Source organism: Amycolatopsis orientalis DSM 43388, assembly GCF_000411975.1.
Lineage (GTDB): Bacteria > Actinomycetota > Actinomycetes > Mycobacteriales > Pseudonocardiaceae > Amycolatopsis > Amycolatopsis orientalis_D.
Genome location: NZ_ASXG01000079.1, coordinates 1 through 17,178 on the forward strand (window position 1 = coordinate 1; position 17,178 = coordinate 17,178).

The window sequence follows — 17,178 nt, forward strand, 5'->3', positions numbered from 1 at the left end:
TGGCGGCGCCGGTTAGAACCGGCGCCGCCACTCACGACGCGGTGACAGTGAGGCGGTCGCTGTCGGTGTCGTAGTCGAAGAGTTCCGCGTACCGGCCCCAGTCGATCGCCGTGTCCAGCTGCTGGCGGGCGTCGGCGGCGGAGAAGCCGCGGCGGAGCAGATCGAGGAAGAACTCCGCGCGGAGCGTGCCGTCCGAACTGGCGGTGAGCGCGTTGACGATCGTCCGCACCAGCGGCGCCCGGTCGCGGGCCTGACCGGCGAAGATCTTCTTGCTGGTCTGGATGTCCGCGGTGGTGAACGCGGTGCCGACCGGCGTCAGGTGCAGGTCGCCGCCGGCCACGAAAAGGAGGTCCAGCAGGGCGGCCGCGTCCACGAGCGGCAGCAGGTCGTCGACCTCGAAGCTGAGTTCGGCGGCGAGATCCGGTAGGTCCGCGTGTCCGCCGCGGGCGTGCACCAGCTCGACGAGCCCGGCCATCCCGCCGACTGACGCGGACGGCAGCGGCCGGGCCGTGGGCGTGGCCTGCGCGGGCTCGACCGCGGCCGGGTCGCGTCCGGTGAGCAGGTCGTAGAGCCGGTCGACCAGCGCGGCGAACGCGGGCGACTTGCGGTCGCGCGGCCGGGCCAGGTCGATTTCCACTTCCGCGCGCAGCTTCCCGGGGTTGGCGCCGAGGACGAGCACGCGGTCGGCGAGCAGCACTGCCTCCTCGATGTTGTGCGTGACGACGCAGACCGCCTTCGTCGGGAAATCGTCGCGCTGCCACAGGCTCATCAGCTCGGTGCGCAGGTTTTCCGCGGTCAGCACGTCGAGCGCGGAAAACGGCTCGTCCATCAGCAGCACGTCCGGTTCGAGCACGAGCGCGCGGGCGAACCCGACGCGTTGCCGCATCCCGCCGGAAAGCTCCTTGGGGTAGGCGGATTCGAACCCGTCGAGCCCGATGAGGTCGATCGCCCGCAGCGCACGCTCCCGGCGGGCTCTCGGCGCGACGCCGCGGGCGGCGAGGCCGAGTTCGACGTTGTCCTGCACGGTCAGCCACGGCATCAGCGCGAAGGTCTGGAACACCATCGCGGCGCCCGGGTTGGCGCCGTCGAGTTCTTCGCCGCGGTAGCGCACGGTGCCGCGGGTCGGGCCGATCAGCCCGGCGATCGTGCGCAGCAACGTCGATTTCCCGCTGCCGGACCGGCCGAGCAGGGCCACGATCTCGCCCGCGCGCAGGTCGAGGGTGATGTCGTCGAGGACGCGCAGTTCGTCGCCTGCCGAACCCGGGAAGCTCTTGCTGACGCGCTCGACGGACACGAGAACTTCGGACATGGGAATTGCCTTTCAGGACAGGGAGAACCGGCGTTCGGCGAGGCGGTACAGCCGCCGCCAGAAGAGCCGGTTGAGGCCGACGACATACAGGCTCATCACCGCGACGCCGAGCAGGATCCGGCCGGAGTCGCCGGAGCCGGTCGCGTCGGCGATGTACGCGCCGAGACCGGTCGCGGTGAGCGTAACCCCGTGGTAGGACACGATTTCCGCGACGATGGAGGCGTTCCACGCGCCGCCCGCCGCGGTGATCCCGCCGGTGACGTAGCTCGGGAAAATCGCGGGCAGCACGAGGCGGCGCCACCACAGCGACCGCGGCAGCCGCAGGTTCGCCGACGCCTCGCGCAGGTCGTGCGGGATCGCCGAGGCGCCGGCGATGACATTGAAGAGGATGTACCACTGCGCGCCGAGGCTCATCAGCAGGATGCCGCCCCAGTCCAGGGAAATCCCGGTCGCCACGAGCACCGCGGTGATCAGCGGGAACAGGAAGTTCGCCGGGAACGAGGCGAGCACCTGCACGACCGGCTGGGCGAGCCGCGACACGCGCGGGTTCATCCCGATCCACACGCCGGCCGGCACCCACACCAGGGTGCCGGCGACCACCAGCGCCACGACCCGCGCGAACGTGATCAGGCCCAGCAGCAGGACGTGGCCGATCTCGCCGTACCCGGTCGTCTCGCCGATGAACAGCACCATGCGCACGGCGCCGTAGAGGAGCAGCCCGAACACCACGACGCTGAACACGATGTCGGCGGCGCGCCGGCGGGCGGGCGAGAACCGCAGCGGGTACTCGGCGAGCCCGAAGACCGCCAGCGCGCGGTCGAGCGGGAACACCAGCTTGCCGAGCGCCCGGCCGAGCAGCGCCGGGATCCGCGACCGGCGCAGCAGGTCGAGCACCAGGCTGCGGGGTGCTTCGGCGGCTTCGGAATTTTCGATGCGGAACCGCTCCGACCACGCCGTCAGCGGACGCCAGAACAGCACGTTCACTCCGACGACGAGGACCACCATCACGCCGACCGCCAGCAGCACTTTGCCGAGATCGCCCTCTTCGGACGCCGCCGCGACATACGCGCCGATGCCGGGCAGTGCGAACTTCTGGTTGTTCACGCTGAGCGCTTCGGAGGCGGTGAGGAAGAACCAGCCGCCGCCGAAGCTCATCATCCCGTTCCAGACCAGCGGGATCATGCCGCTCGGCACGTCGACGCGCCAGAACCGCTGCCAGCGCGAAAGCCGCAGCAGCCGCGACGCTTCGTCGAGGTCCCGCGGCTGCGAGACCAGCGAATGGTGGAACGCGAACGTCATGTTCCAGGCTTGCGAGGTGAAGATCGCGAAGATCGACGCGCATTCCAGGCCCAGTTGCGAGCCGGGGAAGAGCGCGATGAATCCGGTGATCGTCACCGACAGGAACCCGAGCACCGGCACCGACTGGAGGATGTCGAGCGCGGGCAGCAGGATCTTTTCGGTGCGCCGGAGGCGGGCGGCCGCGGTCGCGTAGACGAAGGTGAAGCCGACCGACAGTACTAGCGCGACGAACATCCGCAGAAGCGAACGTCCCGCGTAGTAAGGAAGTTCGGCCGGGTCAGTGGACACAGTGGACGGTGCGGTCGCCGGGGTCCACGCGGTGGCGGCGCCGTGCGCGAGGCGCACGACCAGCCACAGCGCCGCGGCGGCGCCGAGGAACACCGCCACGTCGGCGATCGTGCGGCGGGGGCGGACGAGGGCCCCGCGGGTGGGGAAGGTGCGCAGCATGCTCAGTTCTCGCTGTCCTGCTCGGAGTAGGAGTGTTCGGCTTGCCAGCGCACGCTGGTCACCGACGGCTCCATGGACAGCCGGCTCACCGCCGACTCCATCTGCTTGTCGTCGCGCTGATCGGCGGACAGTTCGGCACGCACCTGCACCTGCCCGTCGGCGTCGGTATTGGTGCTGGTGACCGACTGCAGGGCGAAATCGGTGCGCGCCAACGCCTGCACCAGCAATGCGCGCACGTGCGCTTCGGAATCGTCCTTGGTCACCGCGAGGAAGGTGTACGACGTCGGGGTTTCGCGGCCGGTCGCCGGGCGGCGGTCGACCACCCGGCCGAGCGGGCGCAGCGCGATGTTCACCGCCATCACCACGGCGGTGCCCGCGCAGGCTGCCGAGTACAGCCCGGCGCCGGCCAGCGCGCCCACCGCGGCGGAACACCACAACGTCGCCGCGGTGTTGAGCCCGCGCACGGTCAATCCTTCGCGCAGAATCACGCCCGCGCCGAGAAAACCGATTCCGGAAACAATTTGCGCGGCGACCCGGGTGGGGTCGGCGCTCGCTCCGCTGAACCCGTGCGCGGACAGCAGCACGAACAGCGTCGCCCCGGCCGCGACCAGCGCATTCGTGCGCAGCCCTGCCATCCGGGCGCGGTATTGGCGTTCAAATCCGATCACTGTGCCGAGGCCCACTCCGGTGCCCAGGCGCAGCAGCATCTCCGCAGTCGTCATCTGCGCTCCCACTGTCTTTGGTGCGAAAAGGTCAGAAATGGTCGGGAAAAGCGGGAAAAAGAATGGTTACCACCACGTGCGTTGGCGGGCGTAGCAGCGTTTCGCGACTTGGGCCGCCAGCGCATACCCGGCGAGCACGAGCGCCAGCCACAGCAGGTAGCTGGCGGGGAGCGCCTGCATCCGCAGTGGTCCGGCCAGCGGAGACAGCGGCACCAGCAAGCCGATGAACGCGGCCGCCGTGGTGGCCAGCACGACCGGGCGGCTGGCGCGCAGGGGAGTGCCGCGCCCGCGCAGCACGAGCACGACCAGCAGCTGCGAGAGCAGCCCCTCGACGAACCAGCCAGTCTGGAACAGCAACGGATCCGCTCCCGCGCCGAACACGTGCCACAGCACGGCGAAAGTCGCGAGGTCGAACAGCGACGACAGCGGACCGAACACGAGCATGAAGCCGGTCAGCCCGCGCGCGTCCCAGCGGCGCGGACGGCGCAGGTACTCGTCGTCGACCCGGTCCCAGGCCAGCGCGAGCTGGGCGAGGTCGTAGAGCAGGTTCGACACCACGAGCTGGATCGGGAGGATGGGCAGGAACGGCAGGAACGCGCTGGCCGCGAGCACCGTCAGGACGTTGCCGAAGTTCGACGCGGCGGTGATGTTGACGTACTTCAGCGTGTTGCCGAGCGTCCGCCGTCCTTCGGCCACGCCGCGGGCGAGCACGCCGAGGTCGCGTTCCAGCAGCACCAGGTCCGCCGCGTCTTTCGCCGCGTCGGTGGCGGTGTCCGGAGCGATCCCGACGTCGGCGGTGCGCAGCGCGGTGACGTCGTTGACGCCGTCGCCGACAAAGCCGACCGCACGACCGTTCTCGCGCAACGCGGTGACCACGCGGGCTTTGTGCGCTGGCGTGAGCTTCGCGAAGACGGTGGTGTCCATGACGAGCGCGCGCAGCTCAGCGTCGTCCGCGGCTTCGACCTGGCGGCCGAGTACGACTTCGCCGACCGGGATGCCCGCCGAATCCGCGACGCGCGCGGCGACGTGCCGGTTGTCCCCGGTCAGCACTTTCAGCGCGACACCTTGCTCGCCAAGGGTTTTCACCGCGTTCACGACGCCGTCGCGGACCGGGTCGACGAATCCCACGAAACCGACGAGGATCATCTCGTTCTCGTCAGTTTCGTCGAATCCGTCGAGGCGGTTCTCGACTTCCCGGGCGGCCACCGCGAGCACCCGCATGCCGTGTTCGGCGTACGCGCGCACCAGTTCTTGCGCGGCGATCCGGGCGGCGTCGTCGAATTCGGCGACGGCGCCGTCGCGACGGGCGTAGCCGCAGCGCGGCAGGATTTCGTCCGGGTCGCCCTTGCTGATCAGCAGGTGCTGGCTGCCGCGCCGGACCACGACGCTGGCCCGGCGGCGTGTGTGGTCGAAGCCGATCTCGGCCACGCCGGTGAACAACGCGTCGGTGACCAGGTCGTCTTCGCGGTCGAAGAGGGTCTCGATCGCTTCGTCCAGCCGGTCGTGCCGGTCGGTCTGGAATCGCACGGCGAGCCCGGCGTATTCGGCCGCCTCGCCGTCCGGGCTGCCCGAGTAGTCGACGCTGTGCGCGTAGGCGATCCGGTCCTCGGTGAGCGTGCCGGTCTTGTCGACGCACAGCACGTCCATCGCGGCGAGATCCTGAATGGCGTTGAGCCGCTTGACGATCACCTGCCGCCGGGACAGCGCGGCCGCGCCCCGGGCGAGGTTCGTGGTGACGATGACCGGCAGCATTTCCGGGGTGAGCCCCACCGCGACGGCGACCGCGAACATCCCCGCCTGCGCCCAGTCGCCGGTGACCGTCCCGTTGACGACGAGCACGATCGGCACCATCACCAGCATGAACCGCACGAGCGTCCAGCCGACGCGGCGGACTCCGGCGTCGAAGCTGGATTCCGCGCGCGGTTGCGCGGATTGCTTGGCCAGCACGCCGAAGTAAGTGTCGCTGCCGGTAGCGGCCACGACCGCGGTGGCCGTTCCGCCGACCACTGACGTGCCCGCGAAGCCGAGCGCGGGCGTCTCGACGAGTTCGTGCTCTTCGTGCTTGCCGGGCTGGGGTGCCCGCTTCGCGACCGGCAGCGCCTCGCCGGACAGCGCGGACTGGTCGACGACGAAATCCTTGGCCGCGACAATGCGCACGTCCGCCGGGATCACGTCGCCCGGCCCGAGCAGCACGACGTCGCCGGGCACGAGGTCTGTCGTAGGCACTTCGCGCTCGCTGGCGTGGAACTCCGCGGCCGCGCGCCGCCGCACGGTGACCGTGGTGGTGATCTGGTCGCGGACCGCGCTGATCGCGCGCTCGGACCGGGCGTGCTGCCAGTAGCGCAGGCCGATGCTGAGCACGACCATCGCGCCGACGGTCACCGCGCCGCGAAGGTCGCCGACGCCCGCGAAGACGACGCCGAGCGCGGTCAGCAACGCGACGAAGGGGCTGCGCGCGGCGGCCCAGACGCGGACAGGCGCCCGGACGGCACCGTCGATGCGGTTGTCGCCGAAGCGGCGCAACCGTTCGGCCGCCTCGTTTTCGGTGAGGCCTTTGGGCGAGCTGTCGAGATTCCGGAAAAGGGTCAGCACCGGCGCGTCGCCGTGGGCGCGCAGGGCGGGAAAGCGGGTCATCGGTCGTCCCCTCGAGGTCTGCTGGGCGTCAGCGGACCGCGCGGGAGCCGCCGGACCTACCTGGCTGCCCGGGTTCCCGCGCGGTCGTGCCGACTACTTCCTTCGCCGGTCACCCGGCTCACCTCCTCCGCAAGACTCATCGACCGGCGTTCGCCGCCGGCCGGGGACCAGTAGAGCGCAGATCACGGAAACAGTCAAACACTTGTGCAACTGATGGGGGCTAAGTCACCCTGGAGCCCCGCCCGAGAGGATGTCCGTCGTGTCCACCCCGTCCCAGCCCGAATCCCTGCCCGCCGACCTGTTGCAGGACGCCGCCGCGACGTTCGGACTGCTGTCCGCGACCGTGCGGCTGCACCTGCTCTGGCTGCTGTCGCACGGCGAGCGCGATGTCGGCACGCTCGCCGAGGAGACCGGCCAGACCGTGCCGACCGCCAGCCACCACCTGGGGAAACTCAAGCTCGCTGGTCTCGTCCGCGCGCGCCGGGAGGGGAAGCGGCAGGTCTATGTGCTCGACGACCCGCACGTGCGGCACATCGTCCAGCTGGCGGTGCAGCATCACCGGGAGCTTTCCGGCGAGGTCCGGCGGAGCAAGGGCGCTTGATCGTCCCCGGACGTAGAGTGGGGCCATGGCCGAGCTGAACTTCTACTTCGATCCGGTGTGCCCGTTCGCGTGGATGACCAGCAAGTGGGTCCGGCAGGTCGCCCGCCAGCGTTCGTACGACGTGGACTGGCGGTTCATCTCGCTGCGGCTGCTGAACACGCACGTGGACTACGCGACGCACTTCCCGCCGGAGTACGACGCCTCGCACACGGCAGGCCTGCGCTTGCTCCGCCTGGCGGCCGCGGTGCGCGCCGGGGAGGGCCGCGAGGCAGTCGGGCCGCTGTACGAGGCGCTGGGGGAGCAGAACTTCGAGAGCGGTCTGGTCGAGGACACCGCCGAGGCACGCGCCGCGCACGGCACCCGTTCCGCGGCTGCGACGGCCCTTTCGCGCGCCGGCCTCCCGGAGTCTTTCGCGGACGCGGTCGACGACGAGAGCTGGGACGCGGAGATCCAGCGGGAAACGGACGAAGCCCTTTCGCTGACCGGAAAGGACGTCGGAACCCCGATCCTGCACTTCCGCCCGCCGGAGGGGGTGGCGTTCTTCGGCCCGGTGATCAGCCGCCTGCCCTCCGACGAGGAGGCGGTGCGGCTGTGGGACCACGTGGTGGGCCTGGCGGCGTTCCCGGGTTTCGCCGAGCTGAAGCGGAGTTTGCGGGAGATGCCGCAACTGCCGTCGTTCGGGGTCGAGCCGGGGGAGACCGGACGGGAACAGGACTGGCACGGCGGGAGCCGGAGGCTGAAGAAGTAGCAGCTGCGCGCGGAGCGGCCGCCCAAGACCGCCCGGCGGACGATCGCGTTGCCGACGGCGAACTGTGCCGTTTTCGCGGGCCTCGGCACCGCGAGCGTCGCATCCGGTGAGGCAGCTGTCGGCTCCGTTACACCGTCGGACAATTTCATCCCCCGATGGCGCGAACCTGACACACTGGGAGTTGACGACAACTCCGGGAGTGTCCATGTCACGCGACAGCTATCGGACAGTTCGCACACCGGACGGTCTTGATCTGGCCGGCACGCTGACCGAGCCGGACGGCCAGCCGCGGCGGGCGGTGTTGCTCATGCAGGGCGCGAGCGTCACCCGGGAGGAAGGCGGGTTCTTCACCCGGCTCGCGGCCGGTCTGGCGGACGCGGAAACAGCCTCCCTGCGAGTGGACCTTCCCGGCCACGGCGAGAGCGAAGGAAGGCAGGAGGATCTGTCGCTTTTCGCGCTGCTCAACGTGATTCGCGGCAGTATCGAGCACCTGGCCGGTGTGGTCCCGGGCGTGCGCACGTCGTTGGCGGCGGCCAGTTTCTCCGGCGGCGCCGCGGCGTATTACGCGGCCAAGCGACCGGAGGACGTCGAGCGGCTCGTTCTGTTCAACCCTCTTCTCGACTATCGCGGGCGGTTCATCGGCGAGAAGCCCGAATGGTCGCCTGACGGCTATCTCGACGACGCGGGCGCCGCCGAGCTCAAGCGGCAGGGATTTCTCGGGCACGGGCCCGGCTTCCGGCTCGGGCGGGCGCTGCTCAACGAGGCGTTCTGGTTCGAGGCCCGCGAAAACCTGCCTCGCATCACCGCGCCGACGCTCATCGTGCACGGCACCGAAGACACGTTCGTCCCGGTCGAGTCGTCGCGGGCCGCGGATCGGGCGCTGACCTGCGAACACCGGCTGCTCCAGCTCGACGGCGCGCAACACGGCTTCGCGGTGCACGACGATCCGCAGTACGCCGATCCGCGGACGCAAGCGTGGCAGGGGCAGGTGATCCGCGAAGTCCGGGAATGGCTGGGATAACCGGCTCAGCTGTTCAACGCCTCGCGCAATTCCCGGACGTCCGGACGGTTGTGCCACGGCTTGAGCACTTCGACGACCCGGCGGAGTTCCTCCTTGGTGCGGCGGGAGTTCGTTTCGGCCGCGCGCCGGGCGGAGACGAGACCGGTTCTGGCCGCTTGGTCCGGTTCGCCGGAAAGGGCCAGCGAGTTCGCCATGAGGGACAAGAAGAATCCGTAGTCGCGACGGGAGAATTGCGTTTCCTTCAACGTCTTCTCGTACAGCTCGACCGACCGCCGCGGCTCGCCGGCTTCGGTGTAGCAGATCGCGGTCTGCATATTCAGCAGAGTCGCGTTGAAGTGCGCGCCCAGCGGCGATTCGGCCGGACCGGCGTCGTCCAGCAGTTTCCAGGCGACGTCCAGGGTGCGGTTCACCCGGTCGGCCGACGCGCCGAGCATCGCCTCCGCGCGGGCTTCCTGCTGGGCGGCTTCGGCCTGCAGCCGCCGGGGGAGCGACCAGGGTCCGTTGCGCACCGCCCGGGTCAGGACGAGCATCCGCCGCGGATCGCGTTCGTCGTAGGCGACCTGGGCCTTCTTGAGCAGAATGTAACCCTGCATGGTGCCGTCGCCGGCCGCCTGCGCCCATTCCATCGCGCGGTCGTGCCAGTACAGGGAATCGGCCATCTGCCGGCGGTCCCGATACAGCCAGCCGGCGAATTCCGCGCCCTCCGAAGCGATGCGCAGCAGCTCGCACTGATCGTCCGCGGCCGCGTCGCGCGCGAGGCGGCCGGTGATGTCCAGCACGCCGAGCGTCATCGGCAGCGTTTTCGCCGGACCGCGTTCGCCGTCCTCGTGTTTGTACTGGTCGAGCTGCCGCCGGAAATAGTGCGTGACGGTTTTGTCCAGGTATCGGCGCGGATTTTCCAGCGCTCGCGCGACGTGCTCGGCTCCGCCTATTCCCAGTGCGGGCAAGGCCGCGACCGGCAGGCCGTTCTTGAGCAGCGAGCGGCGGCTGAGCGGGCTCATGGCGTCCCATTCTGTGGTCGGAACCGCGGACTGGGCCGCGTCGCCGGGCACGAGCCGGGCGAGGCCGCTGGCCGCGACGGTGGCCCGGTCCAGCGGCAGCGCGACCGTGCGTCCGTCCACGACGACGGGCAGCAGCACGCTCGGCGGTCTTCGCCGGTCCGCCGCGGTGCCCTCCCGGAGCAGCTCCTCCAGCCGGGCGGGGCTGATGCGCAGGAGCCGGGCGAGCCGGTCGCGCCGGTGCGGACGCGGCTCGGAGCGGCCGGATTCCCAGGCGCGGACGCTTTTCGCGTCGGCGGGGAGCAGCGCGGCGAGCTTTTCCTGCGTCAGATTCGCCGCCTTGCGTGCCCGGACAAGCCCTTCTCGCCGTTCGCCCATGGGCGACACCCCTTCGCCACGACCCGGGGTCGCTAGATTACCGCAGGTCACCATGGGGCGGGCAAGACGATTCCCTCGGTTGCCGCCCGCTTTTCTCCCGGTTTGCCGGCTGGTCCAGGCCATTCGCCGGCCCCATCGTGGTGGGGCACGCGAAGACACTTCCGAAGCTGAGGGGTGGGTCGCATGGAAGCAGCGGAGACGTTCGGGGAGGCGACCCGCACCGGCAGCCCGATCGCGGTCGTCGGGTGTTGCGTGCTCTTGCTGCTGGTCCTGGCCGCGACGTGGCTGTGCCGGACCCGCCGGTCGACCGTCCGTGATCCGCAAGCCCGCCTGGACTACGAGGTCCAGGCCGAACTCGAACAGGCCCGGCTGGCCGAATTCCGCCGGACGGCCGAGCAGGCCGCCGCCGAACGCGCCGGGGAGGAGCCCGAGGTCGTCCCGAAAGGCCTTCCCGAGGCCGGAAACCCGCGAAAACAGGAGAAACCCGATCAGGCTCGGTGCGGTCAGGAGCGTCCCGCCCATCGCTCACCGCACCGTTATGCCTGCCCCAGCCTGGCGCGGCACGCCACCTCCCCTGGGCTGGGGCAGGCCTCAGCGCTTCCCGAACGGGACGAGGACTCCGCCTCGAGCTGGCTGGTCAGCGCCACCGGGCGGCCGCGGCGCGGGCGTAGCCGGCGAAGGAGACCGGTGCCCGGCCGGTGATCCGCTGGACGTCGTCGGTCACTTCGGCGGCCCAGTCGTTGCGGATCCCTTCGTACAGCGCGGCGTAGAAGTCGGCGATCTGGCCGGAGGCGCCGCCGAGGAGCAGGGTTTCGCGGAACTCGGCCGGGTCCGTCGCCTGGTACCGGACCGGCTTTCCGGCGGCGTCGCTCACGATCGCGGTCATGTCCGAAAAGGACAGTGCATCGGGTCCGGTCAGCGAGTAGGCGCGGTGCTGATGTCCTTCCTGAGTCAGTGCGGCGGCGGCCGCGGCGGCGATGTCCTCGACGGAGACGGGCGCCACCCGGCCGTCGCCCGCCGGAACCGCGACGACGCCGGTGCGGATGCCCTGCACCATCGCGGGGTGCTCGGAGAAGTTCTCGGCGAAGACGTTGGGGCGCAGGATCGTCGCGGGCACCGGCCCGGTTTCGAGGAGGCGCTCGACCCCGTGCGGGAAGTCCGCGCCGGACCGGTGCGCCGTCATGTTCGCCAGGTGGACCACCCGGCGGACCCCGGCGGCCTTGGCGTCGTCCAGCAGTGCCGCGACCTCGGCCGTGCGGTCGCGGCCGAGCGGGAACCACTGGTAGATCGCGTCCACGCCGTCCAGCGCGGGCCGATAGGTCGCGGGGCCGCTCCAGTCGAAGCGGACCGGCGTCACCGAACCCTGCGGGCGTGCCAGGGCCTGGCTCGCCGCCCGGATCGCGTGCCCCTGCTCGGCCAGCAAGGACACGACCCGGCGGCCGGTGCGGCCGGTCGCGCCGAGGACAAGAACTGTGGCGGGCAAGCGTTCCTCGCAAGGTAGGGTCGAATCGGCAACGACCTCACCGTATGAAGGGTTTATCGACGCGCACCATGACAGTTCTCGCCGGATTCATATCCGATCGGCACGGAGCCGGAGCGAATCGGATATGACAGGGCAAGCGATCGGTCGTGCGCGCGACCATGTGGCCGACGTCGTGGGCGACCTCGTCGCCGCCCTGCGGCGCGGCGGCGTGGTCTACGGCAGGGCGTTGCTGTCCGCCCCCTGGGGCATGGCGTTCGGGTCGCGGTCGATCGCCACGATTTACGTCGTGATCGCCGGTTCCTGCGTGCTCGCGCCCGACGACGGACCGGCGCTGCATCTCGCCCAGGGCGACGTCGCGTTGCTGCCGTCCGGCGCCGGGCACGTGGTCAGCGACGCCCCGGGCCGACCGGCTCCCACCGTGCGGGAACTGTTCGGCGCCGATCTGGCGGAGCTGTCGGCCACCGACCTCGTCATCGAGGGCGCCGGTCCCGAGACCGTGCTGGTCTGCGGCGCGTACCTGCTCGAACCGGCGCCGCAGCACCCGTTCCTGGCCTCCTTGCCCGACGTGGTGCGGGTGACGGCGGGACAGATGCGCGGCGCCTCTCTCGCCGCTGCCGTCCACTTGCTGACCACCGAGGTCGACCACGCTGGCCGCGGCACGCCCGCGGTGGTGGCCTCGCTGCTCGACCTGCTGTTCACCTACACCCTGCGGTCCTGGTTTCTCAGCCAGCCGGACCAGCTGGCCGGGTGGGCCCGCGCGCTCCACGACCCCGCGGTGGGCCCGGCGCTCGCGCTCTTGCACGACGATCCCGGCAAACCCTGGACGGTGGACGCACTCGCGCACGCGGTCGGCGTCCCGCGGGCCCGGTTCAGCCGCAGATTCGCCGCGACGACCGGACACACCCCGATGGAGTACCTCGGCAGGTGGCGGATGACCGTGGCCGCCCGCCTGCTGCGCGAGGGCCCGGCCCCGCTGCGGCAGATCGCCCGGAAGGTCGGCTACGACTCGGAATTCGCGTTCGCGCGCGCGTTCAAACGGGTCGTCGGCGACGCGCCGGGCCGTTATCGCGCGATGCACCGCCGCGAGGACGGCACAAGCTGACCGTCGTTCGCCGGCCCCGCTGCCGCGATCCAACCAGACTGTATAACGACCTATACGGCACTGCGCGAAAGTGTCGCGATCTCCGTGCTCGCCAACCGTTCGGGACTCGCCACCACCTCATAAGCCTGGAGAAGGCCCCCGCGAACCTCGATCCGGAGCACCCCCGCCAACCGTCCGGCGGGGGCGAGCACCAGCCCGACATCCCCGTCGATCAGCGCGAGTTCGGCCAGCCGGGCGTTCGCCGCGAAGAGCTTCGTCCCCCGGGCCACCTCGTCCGCCCCGCGCAGCACGGCGGCAGCGCCCGGCGGCAGCATCGCCGGATCGGTGTGCCGGACGACATCCGGGGCCAGCACGGTCAGCAGCGCCGCCATGTCCCCGCCCCGGGCCGCGGACAGGAACGCCGTCACCACCTCGCGGTGTTCGGCCAGTTCCGCGGCGGGCACCGCCGGTTCTCCGCGCACCCGCGACCGCGCGCGGCTGGCGAGTTTCTTCGCGGTCGCGGGCGTGCGGTCGAGGATCGGGCCGACCGCGTCGAACGGCACCGCGAACAGGTCGTGCAGCACGAACGCCACTCGCTCAGGCGGGGCCAGCCGGTCCAGGACCACCAGCAGCGCGCGTCCGACCTCCCCGGCCTGTACGACCTCGTCCTCGGGAACAGCGCCGCCGGCGGCGTCCGGCACCGAAGAGACCGGGGTTTCCCGCCGGGCGCGCAACGCGTCGAGGCACAACCTCGACACCACTGTGGTGAGCCAGCCGCCGAGGTTGTCGACACCGGATGTGCGGTTCAGCCGCAGCCACGACTCCTGCACGACGTCCTCGGCCTCGGCCGCGGAGCCCAGCATGCGGTAGGCCAGCGCGTGCAGCCGCGGGCGCTCGTTTTCGAAGCGCCGCGCCAGCGTGTCGTCCATCGGTCACCTTTTCCCGTCTCGATCCGTCATGGGAGTGCCGGCCCGAGGACCAAGGACGAGGAGAGGAACCGGATGACCGCCATGCTAGCGCCCCTGCTGCACGTGGATTCGAGCGCCGACCGCGAGGCGTCGGTGACGAGGCAGCTGGGCACGCTGTTCGCCGACGAGTGGCGGAGGGGCGGTGGAATCGTGCGGCACCGCGACGTGTCCGCCGAGCCGGTGCCGCCGCTGCGCGAGGCGTACCCGAGGCTCGGTCGCCGGGTCGAGCGCAAGGGAGTGCTGTCGCTGGAAGACATCGCGACACTGATCGAGGACGCCGACGAGAAGCGTGAATGGGATCTGACGCTGCCGCTGGTGAACGAGGTGCGCGAAGCGCGCGCTGTGCTGCTGGCGGTGCCGATGTACAACTTCGGCGTGCCCGCGACGCTCAAAGCGTGGATCGACCGGATCAGCTTCCCGGGCGTGTTCGTCGACCCGGAGACCGGCCGGAAACTGCTGGCGGACAAGGACTTCGTGGTCGTCAACGCCCGCGGCGGCGGGTACGGCCCGGGCACGCCGCGGGAGAGATTCGAGTTTCAGGAGTCGTATCTGCGCGCCTACCTGAGCGACAAAGGCGCGGACCGGGTGACGTTCGTGTCCCAGGAATTCACTCGGGTCGGCGATGTTCCGGCTCTGGACGGGCTCGAGGACCTGGCCGCCGCGTCGCGCGCGGCGGCCAGGTCCCGGGTCGTCGAGCTGGCGCGGGCTATCCGGTGAGGTCGGAGCACTTCCGCGCGTCCGGATCCTTCGCCCCGCCGGGAGACCACCGCACGTTCGCGAACGACGCGGAGAACGGGCCGTCGGTGTAGACGAGGAACGGCGTGTCGATGTTCTCGAAGTCCAGCCCGCTCGCGAAGCAGGACAACGGGATCTTCACCGTCGATTTCTGCCCGGCCGGCAGTTCGCCGAACAGCTTCGTCGCGTTGACCTCCGACGAGCACGGATAGACGCAGTGCAGGCTGACGACCGTCCGGTGCACCGGCGGCGAATGCACGATCACGTCGAACTCGAGCGCGCCGTCGGCGTTGGGATATCCGCGCAGGTCGTCGGTGCCGCCGGGATGCTGCGAGTACAGCTGCGCCGCGCCGGTGCCGGTCCACGTCGCTTTCAGGCCGTCGCCCTGGACGTTGACGTCCGCCGGCGTCACGGTGATCTCCGGATGCGACGCGGTGCCGTCGGGGCCGATCTCGGTGCCGCCCCAGTTCGACGCCGAGCCGATGAAACTCTTGTACGGCGCGACATCCGTGCGGTCGTAGATCGGCAGGTCCTCGGTCGCGGTGCCGCCGCCGTCAGTCGCTCCGCAGCGCGCCGGTCCTTCGGACTCGTCGAGCTTGCCGACCGTCGTCCGCTGGTGCGAGGTGAGCCCATAGCCGAGGGGAAACAGCGGATCGTAGCCGGGACTCCACGGGTTGAGCGGCGTCTGGCACGCGCTCTTCGGCCAGGAATACGACAGCTTGCCTTGGTACCCGCCGCGGTCCTTGCCGCGCACCAGCATGTCCGCGACACCGCCCCCTTCGGTGCCGGGCAGCCAGGCGGCGACGAACGCGTCGGAACGGTTGAGTTCCTTGTTGACGTACAGCGGACGGCCGCTGACGTACACGGTTACCACCGGAGTGCCCTTGCCGCTGACTTTATCCAGCACCGCGAGGTCTTCCGGATACAGCTTCGCTGCTTCGAGGCTCTTCCGCTGAAGATCGCCGACGCCTTCCGCGTACGGAGTTTCGCCGATGACGGCGATGACCGCGTCGTAACCCTTCGGGTCTACGGTGCCGGTGGGATCGAAGGTGACGTTGGCGAGATCCTCCTTGAGCCCGGCGAGAATCGACGTGGCGCCAGGGAAGTCCGCGTTGGTGTTGCCGGTGCCTTGCCAGGTCAGCGTCCAGCCGCCGGTCTGGTTCTGGATGCTGTCCGCGCTCTTGCCGACCACGAGCACCTTCGCGTTGCGCGCCAAGGGAAGCACGTTGCCGTTGTTCTTCAGCAGCGTCTGCGACTTGCGCACCGCCTCGCGGGCGAGCGCCTTGTCCGTCAGCGCGTCCGCCGAACCGGCGTACCAGCGCTGCGACGGTTTGCGCTCTTCGAACAGCCCGGCGCGCATTTTCACCCGCAGGATCCGGGTGACCGCGTCGTCGATGCGGGACATCGGGATTTCGCCGCCGCGCACCTGCGCGACCGTGTTGGCGATGAAGGCCTTCCAGTCGTTCGGGACCATCACGACGTCGATGCCGGCGTTGATCGCGCGCGGGCAGCTGGAGTTGGTGCAGCCGGACACCTGGCCGATGCCGTTCCAATCGGACACGACGAGGCCGTCGAAGCCCATCTTGCCCTTGAGGATCTGGTTGAGGACCTTGTCGCTGCCGTGGATCTTGCCCTCGTTGATGCCGAGGTCGGGGTTGGTCCAGCTGTTGAACGACGCCATGACCGTCTGCGCGCCCGCGGCGAGCGCTCCGTAATAGCCCTGGCCGTGCAGGTTGATCAGGTCCGCTTCGGACGAGGCGTTGACGCCCTGGTCCTGGCCGTTGGTGGTGCCGCCGTCGCCGATGAAATGCTTGGCGGTGCCGATCACGCCGTTCGGCCCGATGCGCAGCCGCGCACCGGCTTGCAGGCCGTTCATCGCCTCGTAGCCGTAGGCGCGGGTAATGCGCGGGTCCTCGGAGAAACCTTCGTAAGTGCGGCCCCAGCGGTCGTCCTGCACGACCGCGAGTGTCGGTGCGAACGCCCAGTCCTGGCCCGTCGAGCGGATCTGCCGCGCGGTCGAATTCTCGACGTCGCGCACCAGGCACGGGTCGTGCGCCGCGCCGAGCGCGATGTTCTGCGGGAAAACCGTGGAGCCGTACACATTGTTGTTTCCGTGCACGGCATCTATGCCCCAAATTACCGGGATCTTTGCCCTTGTGGCCTTGGCCGCGTCCCAATAGGAATCCGCGAGCTCGAGCCAGTCCTGCTGGCTGGCGTGCTTGTTCCCGCCCGGCCACGAGCCGCCGCCGTTGAGCACCGACCCGATCGAGTACTGGGTCACCTCGGCCGGAGTGATCGCGGCGATCTCGGGCTGGGTCATCTGCCCGACCTTTTCCTCGAGCGACAGGCCGGAGACGATCTGCTTGATCCGTGCTTCGTCGACCGGGTTCTTCGGCATCGCGCTGCGCACTTTCGGCCAGTCCGGCAGCGTGGGCAGCGAGTTTTCGATGCGGGCACAGCCGTTCCGGTCCAGCGCGGGCGGGCCGACGTCGGGCTGGCGCGGGGAGCGGCGTGGGCGGCTTGGGCGGGGACCAGCCCGCCCAGGAGGACGAGCGCGGCGAGGGCGACCCGGTTCCGGGCGCGCGGGGAGCGAGGAGGTCTGGCCATCGACAGTCCGTTCTGCGGAGGGCGGCCCGGAGCGGGCACCGGTGATCCTGACCGGGCAAACCGGACTCCGTCAATCCGCCGACCGCAGTGGTTCAGTCCACTGACCGGACAGGAAACGCGACATCCGCACGGCGCGGCGGCGCCTCG

At 70.2% G+C, this 17,178-nt stretch carries 13 protein-coding genes and 1 pseudogene; 6 read left to right on the plus strand and 8 right to left on the minus strand.

What is annotated here, in order from left to right:
* Positions 1–31: 31 nt before the first annotated feature.
* The 4 genes from L942_RS15635 to mgtA form a co-directional block, all read right to left on the minus strand.
* Positions 32–1,309 (minus strand): ABC transporter ATP-binding protein, encoded by a 1,278-nt coding sequence (locus L942_RS15635; protein ID WP_037360745.1) that lies wholly within the window; start codon positions 1,307–1,309, stop codon positions 32–34.
* A gap of 12 nt (positions 1,310–1,321) precedes the next feature.
* Entirely contained in the window at positions 1,322–3,055 is a 1,734-nt protein-coding gene (locus tag L942_RS15640; RefSeq protein ID WP_200862825.1) for an ABC transporter permease, read from the minus strand.
* 2 nt (positions 3,056–3,057) lie between these two features.
* Positions 3,058–3,777: an MgtC/SapB family protein gene (locus L942_RS15645; protein WP_037361022.1), complete on the minus strand. Its 720-nt coding sequence runs from the start codon at positions 3,775–3,777 to the stop codon at positions 3,058–3,060.
* Between the two features lie 66 nt (positions 3,778–3,843).
* Complete coding sequence (mgtA, locus tag L942_RS15650; RefSeq protein WP_037360748.1) at positions 3,844–6,411, minus strand: magnesium-translocating P-type ATPase; 2,568 nt, start codon at positions 6,409–6,411, stop codon at positions 3,844–3,846.
* A gap of 250 nt (positions 6,412–6,661) precedes the next feature.
* Here mgtA and L942_RS15655 point away from each other — a divergent pair, with 250 nt between their 5' ends.
* The 3 genes from L942_RS15655 (at position 6,662) to L942_RS15665 (ending at position 8,781) form a co-directional block, all read left to right on the plus strand.
* Positions 6,662–7,012, plus strand: coding sequence for an ArsR/SmtB family transcription factor (locus L942_RS15655; RefSeq protein WP_051166005.1), 351 nt, complete (start codon positions 6,662–6,664; stop codon positions 7,010–7,012).
* 25 nt (positions 7,013–7,037) lie between these two features.
* The gene (locus L942_RS15660; protein WP_037360751.1) at positions 7,038–7,760 is read left to right on the plus strand and encodes a mycothiol-dependent nitroreductase Rv2466c family protein; all 723 of its coding nucleotides are present in this window, start codon (positions 7,038–7,040) and stop codon (positions 7,758–7,760) included.
* A gap of 205 nt (positions 7,761–7,965) precedes the next feature.
* A complete protein-coding gene (locus L942_RS15665) occupies positions 7,966–8,781 on the plus strand; it encodes an alpha/beta hydrolase (RefSeq protein ID WP_037360754.1) in 816 nt (271 codons plus the stop codon).
* Positions 8,782–8,786: 5 nt separating this feature from the next.
* Here the strand turns inward: L942_RS15665 and L942_RS15670 are convergent, their stop codons facing one another.
* Positions 8,787–10,157: a helix-turn-helix domain-containing protein gene (locus tag L942_RS15670; protein ID WP_037360756.1), complete on the minus strand. Its 1,371-nt coding sequence runs from the start codon at positions 10,155–10,157 to the stop codon at positions 8,787–8,789.
* A 183-nt stretch (positions 10,158–10,340) separates the two neighbouring features.
* Between L942_RS15670 and L942_RS43765 the strand changes: the two genes are divergently transcribed.
* Positions 10,341–10,859: a hypothetical protein gene (locus tag L942_RS43765; RefSeq protein WP_037360759.1), complete on the plus strand. Its 519-nt coding sequence runs from the start codon at positions 10,341–10,343 to the stop codon at positions 10,857–10,859.
* Here L942_RS43765 and L942_RS15680 read toward each other — a convergent pair.
* Entirely contained in the window at positions 10,795–11,640 is an 846-nt protein-coding gene (locus tag L942_RS15680) for an NmrA family NAD(P)-binding protein (protein ID WP_037360762.1), read from the minus strand. The genes L942_RS43765 and L942_RS15680 overlap by 65 nt on opposite strands.
* Before the next feature lie 124 nt (positions 11,641–11,764).
* On the opposite strand from L942_RS15680, the gene L942_RS15685 reads away from it, so the two are divergent.
* The gene (locus L942_RS15685) at positions 11,765–12,742 is read left to right on the plus strand and encodes an AraC family transcriptional regulator (protein ID WP_051166006.1); all 978 of its coding nucleotides are present in this window, start codon (positions 11,765–11,767) and stop codon (positions 12,740–12,742) included.
* A 50-nt stretch (positions 12,743–12,792) separates the two neighbouring features.
* Here the strand turns inward: L942_RS15685 and L942_RS15690 are convergent, their stop codons facing one another.
* Positions 12,793–13,650, minus strand: a complete 858-nt coding sequence (locus L942_RS15690; protein ID WP_037360764.1) for a sigma-70 family RNA polymerase sigma factor — start codon at positions 13,648–13,650, stop codon at positions 12,793–12,795.
* Between the two features lie 72 nt (positions 13,651–13,722).
* On the opposite strand from L942_RS15690, the gene L942_RS15695 reads away from it, so the two are divergent.
* Complete coding sequence (locus tag L942_RS15695; RefSeq protein ID WP_235079154.1) at positions 13,723–14,406, plus strand: FMN-dependent NADH-azoreductase; 684 nt, start codon at positions 13,723–13,725, stop codon at positions 14,404–14,406.
* Here the strand turns inward: L942_RS15695 and L942_RS15700 are convergent.
* Positions 14,396–17,031 (minus strand): annotated as a pseudogene (locus L942_RS15700) (glycoside hydrolase family 3 protein). The gene L942_RS15695 and the pseudogene L942_RS15700 sit on opposite strands and share 11 nt — an antisense overlap.
* Positions 17,032–17,178 lie beyond the last annotated feature (147 nt).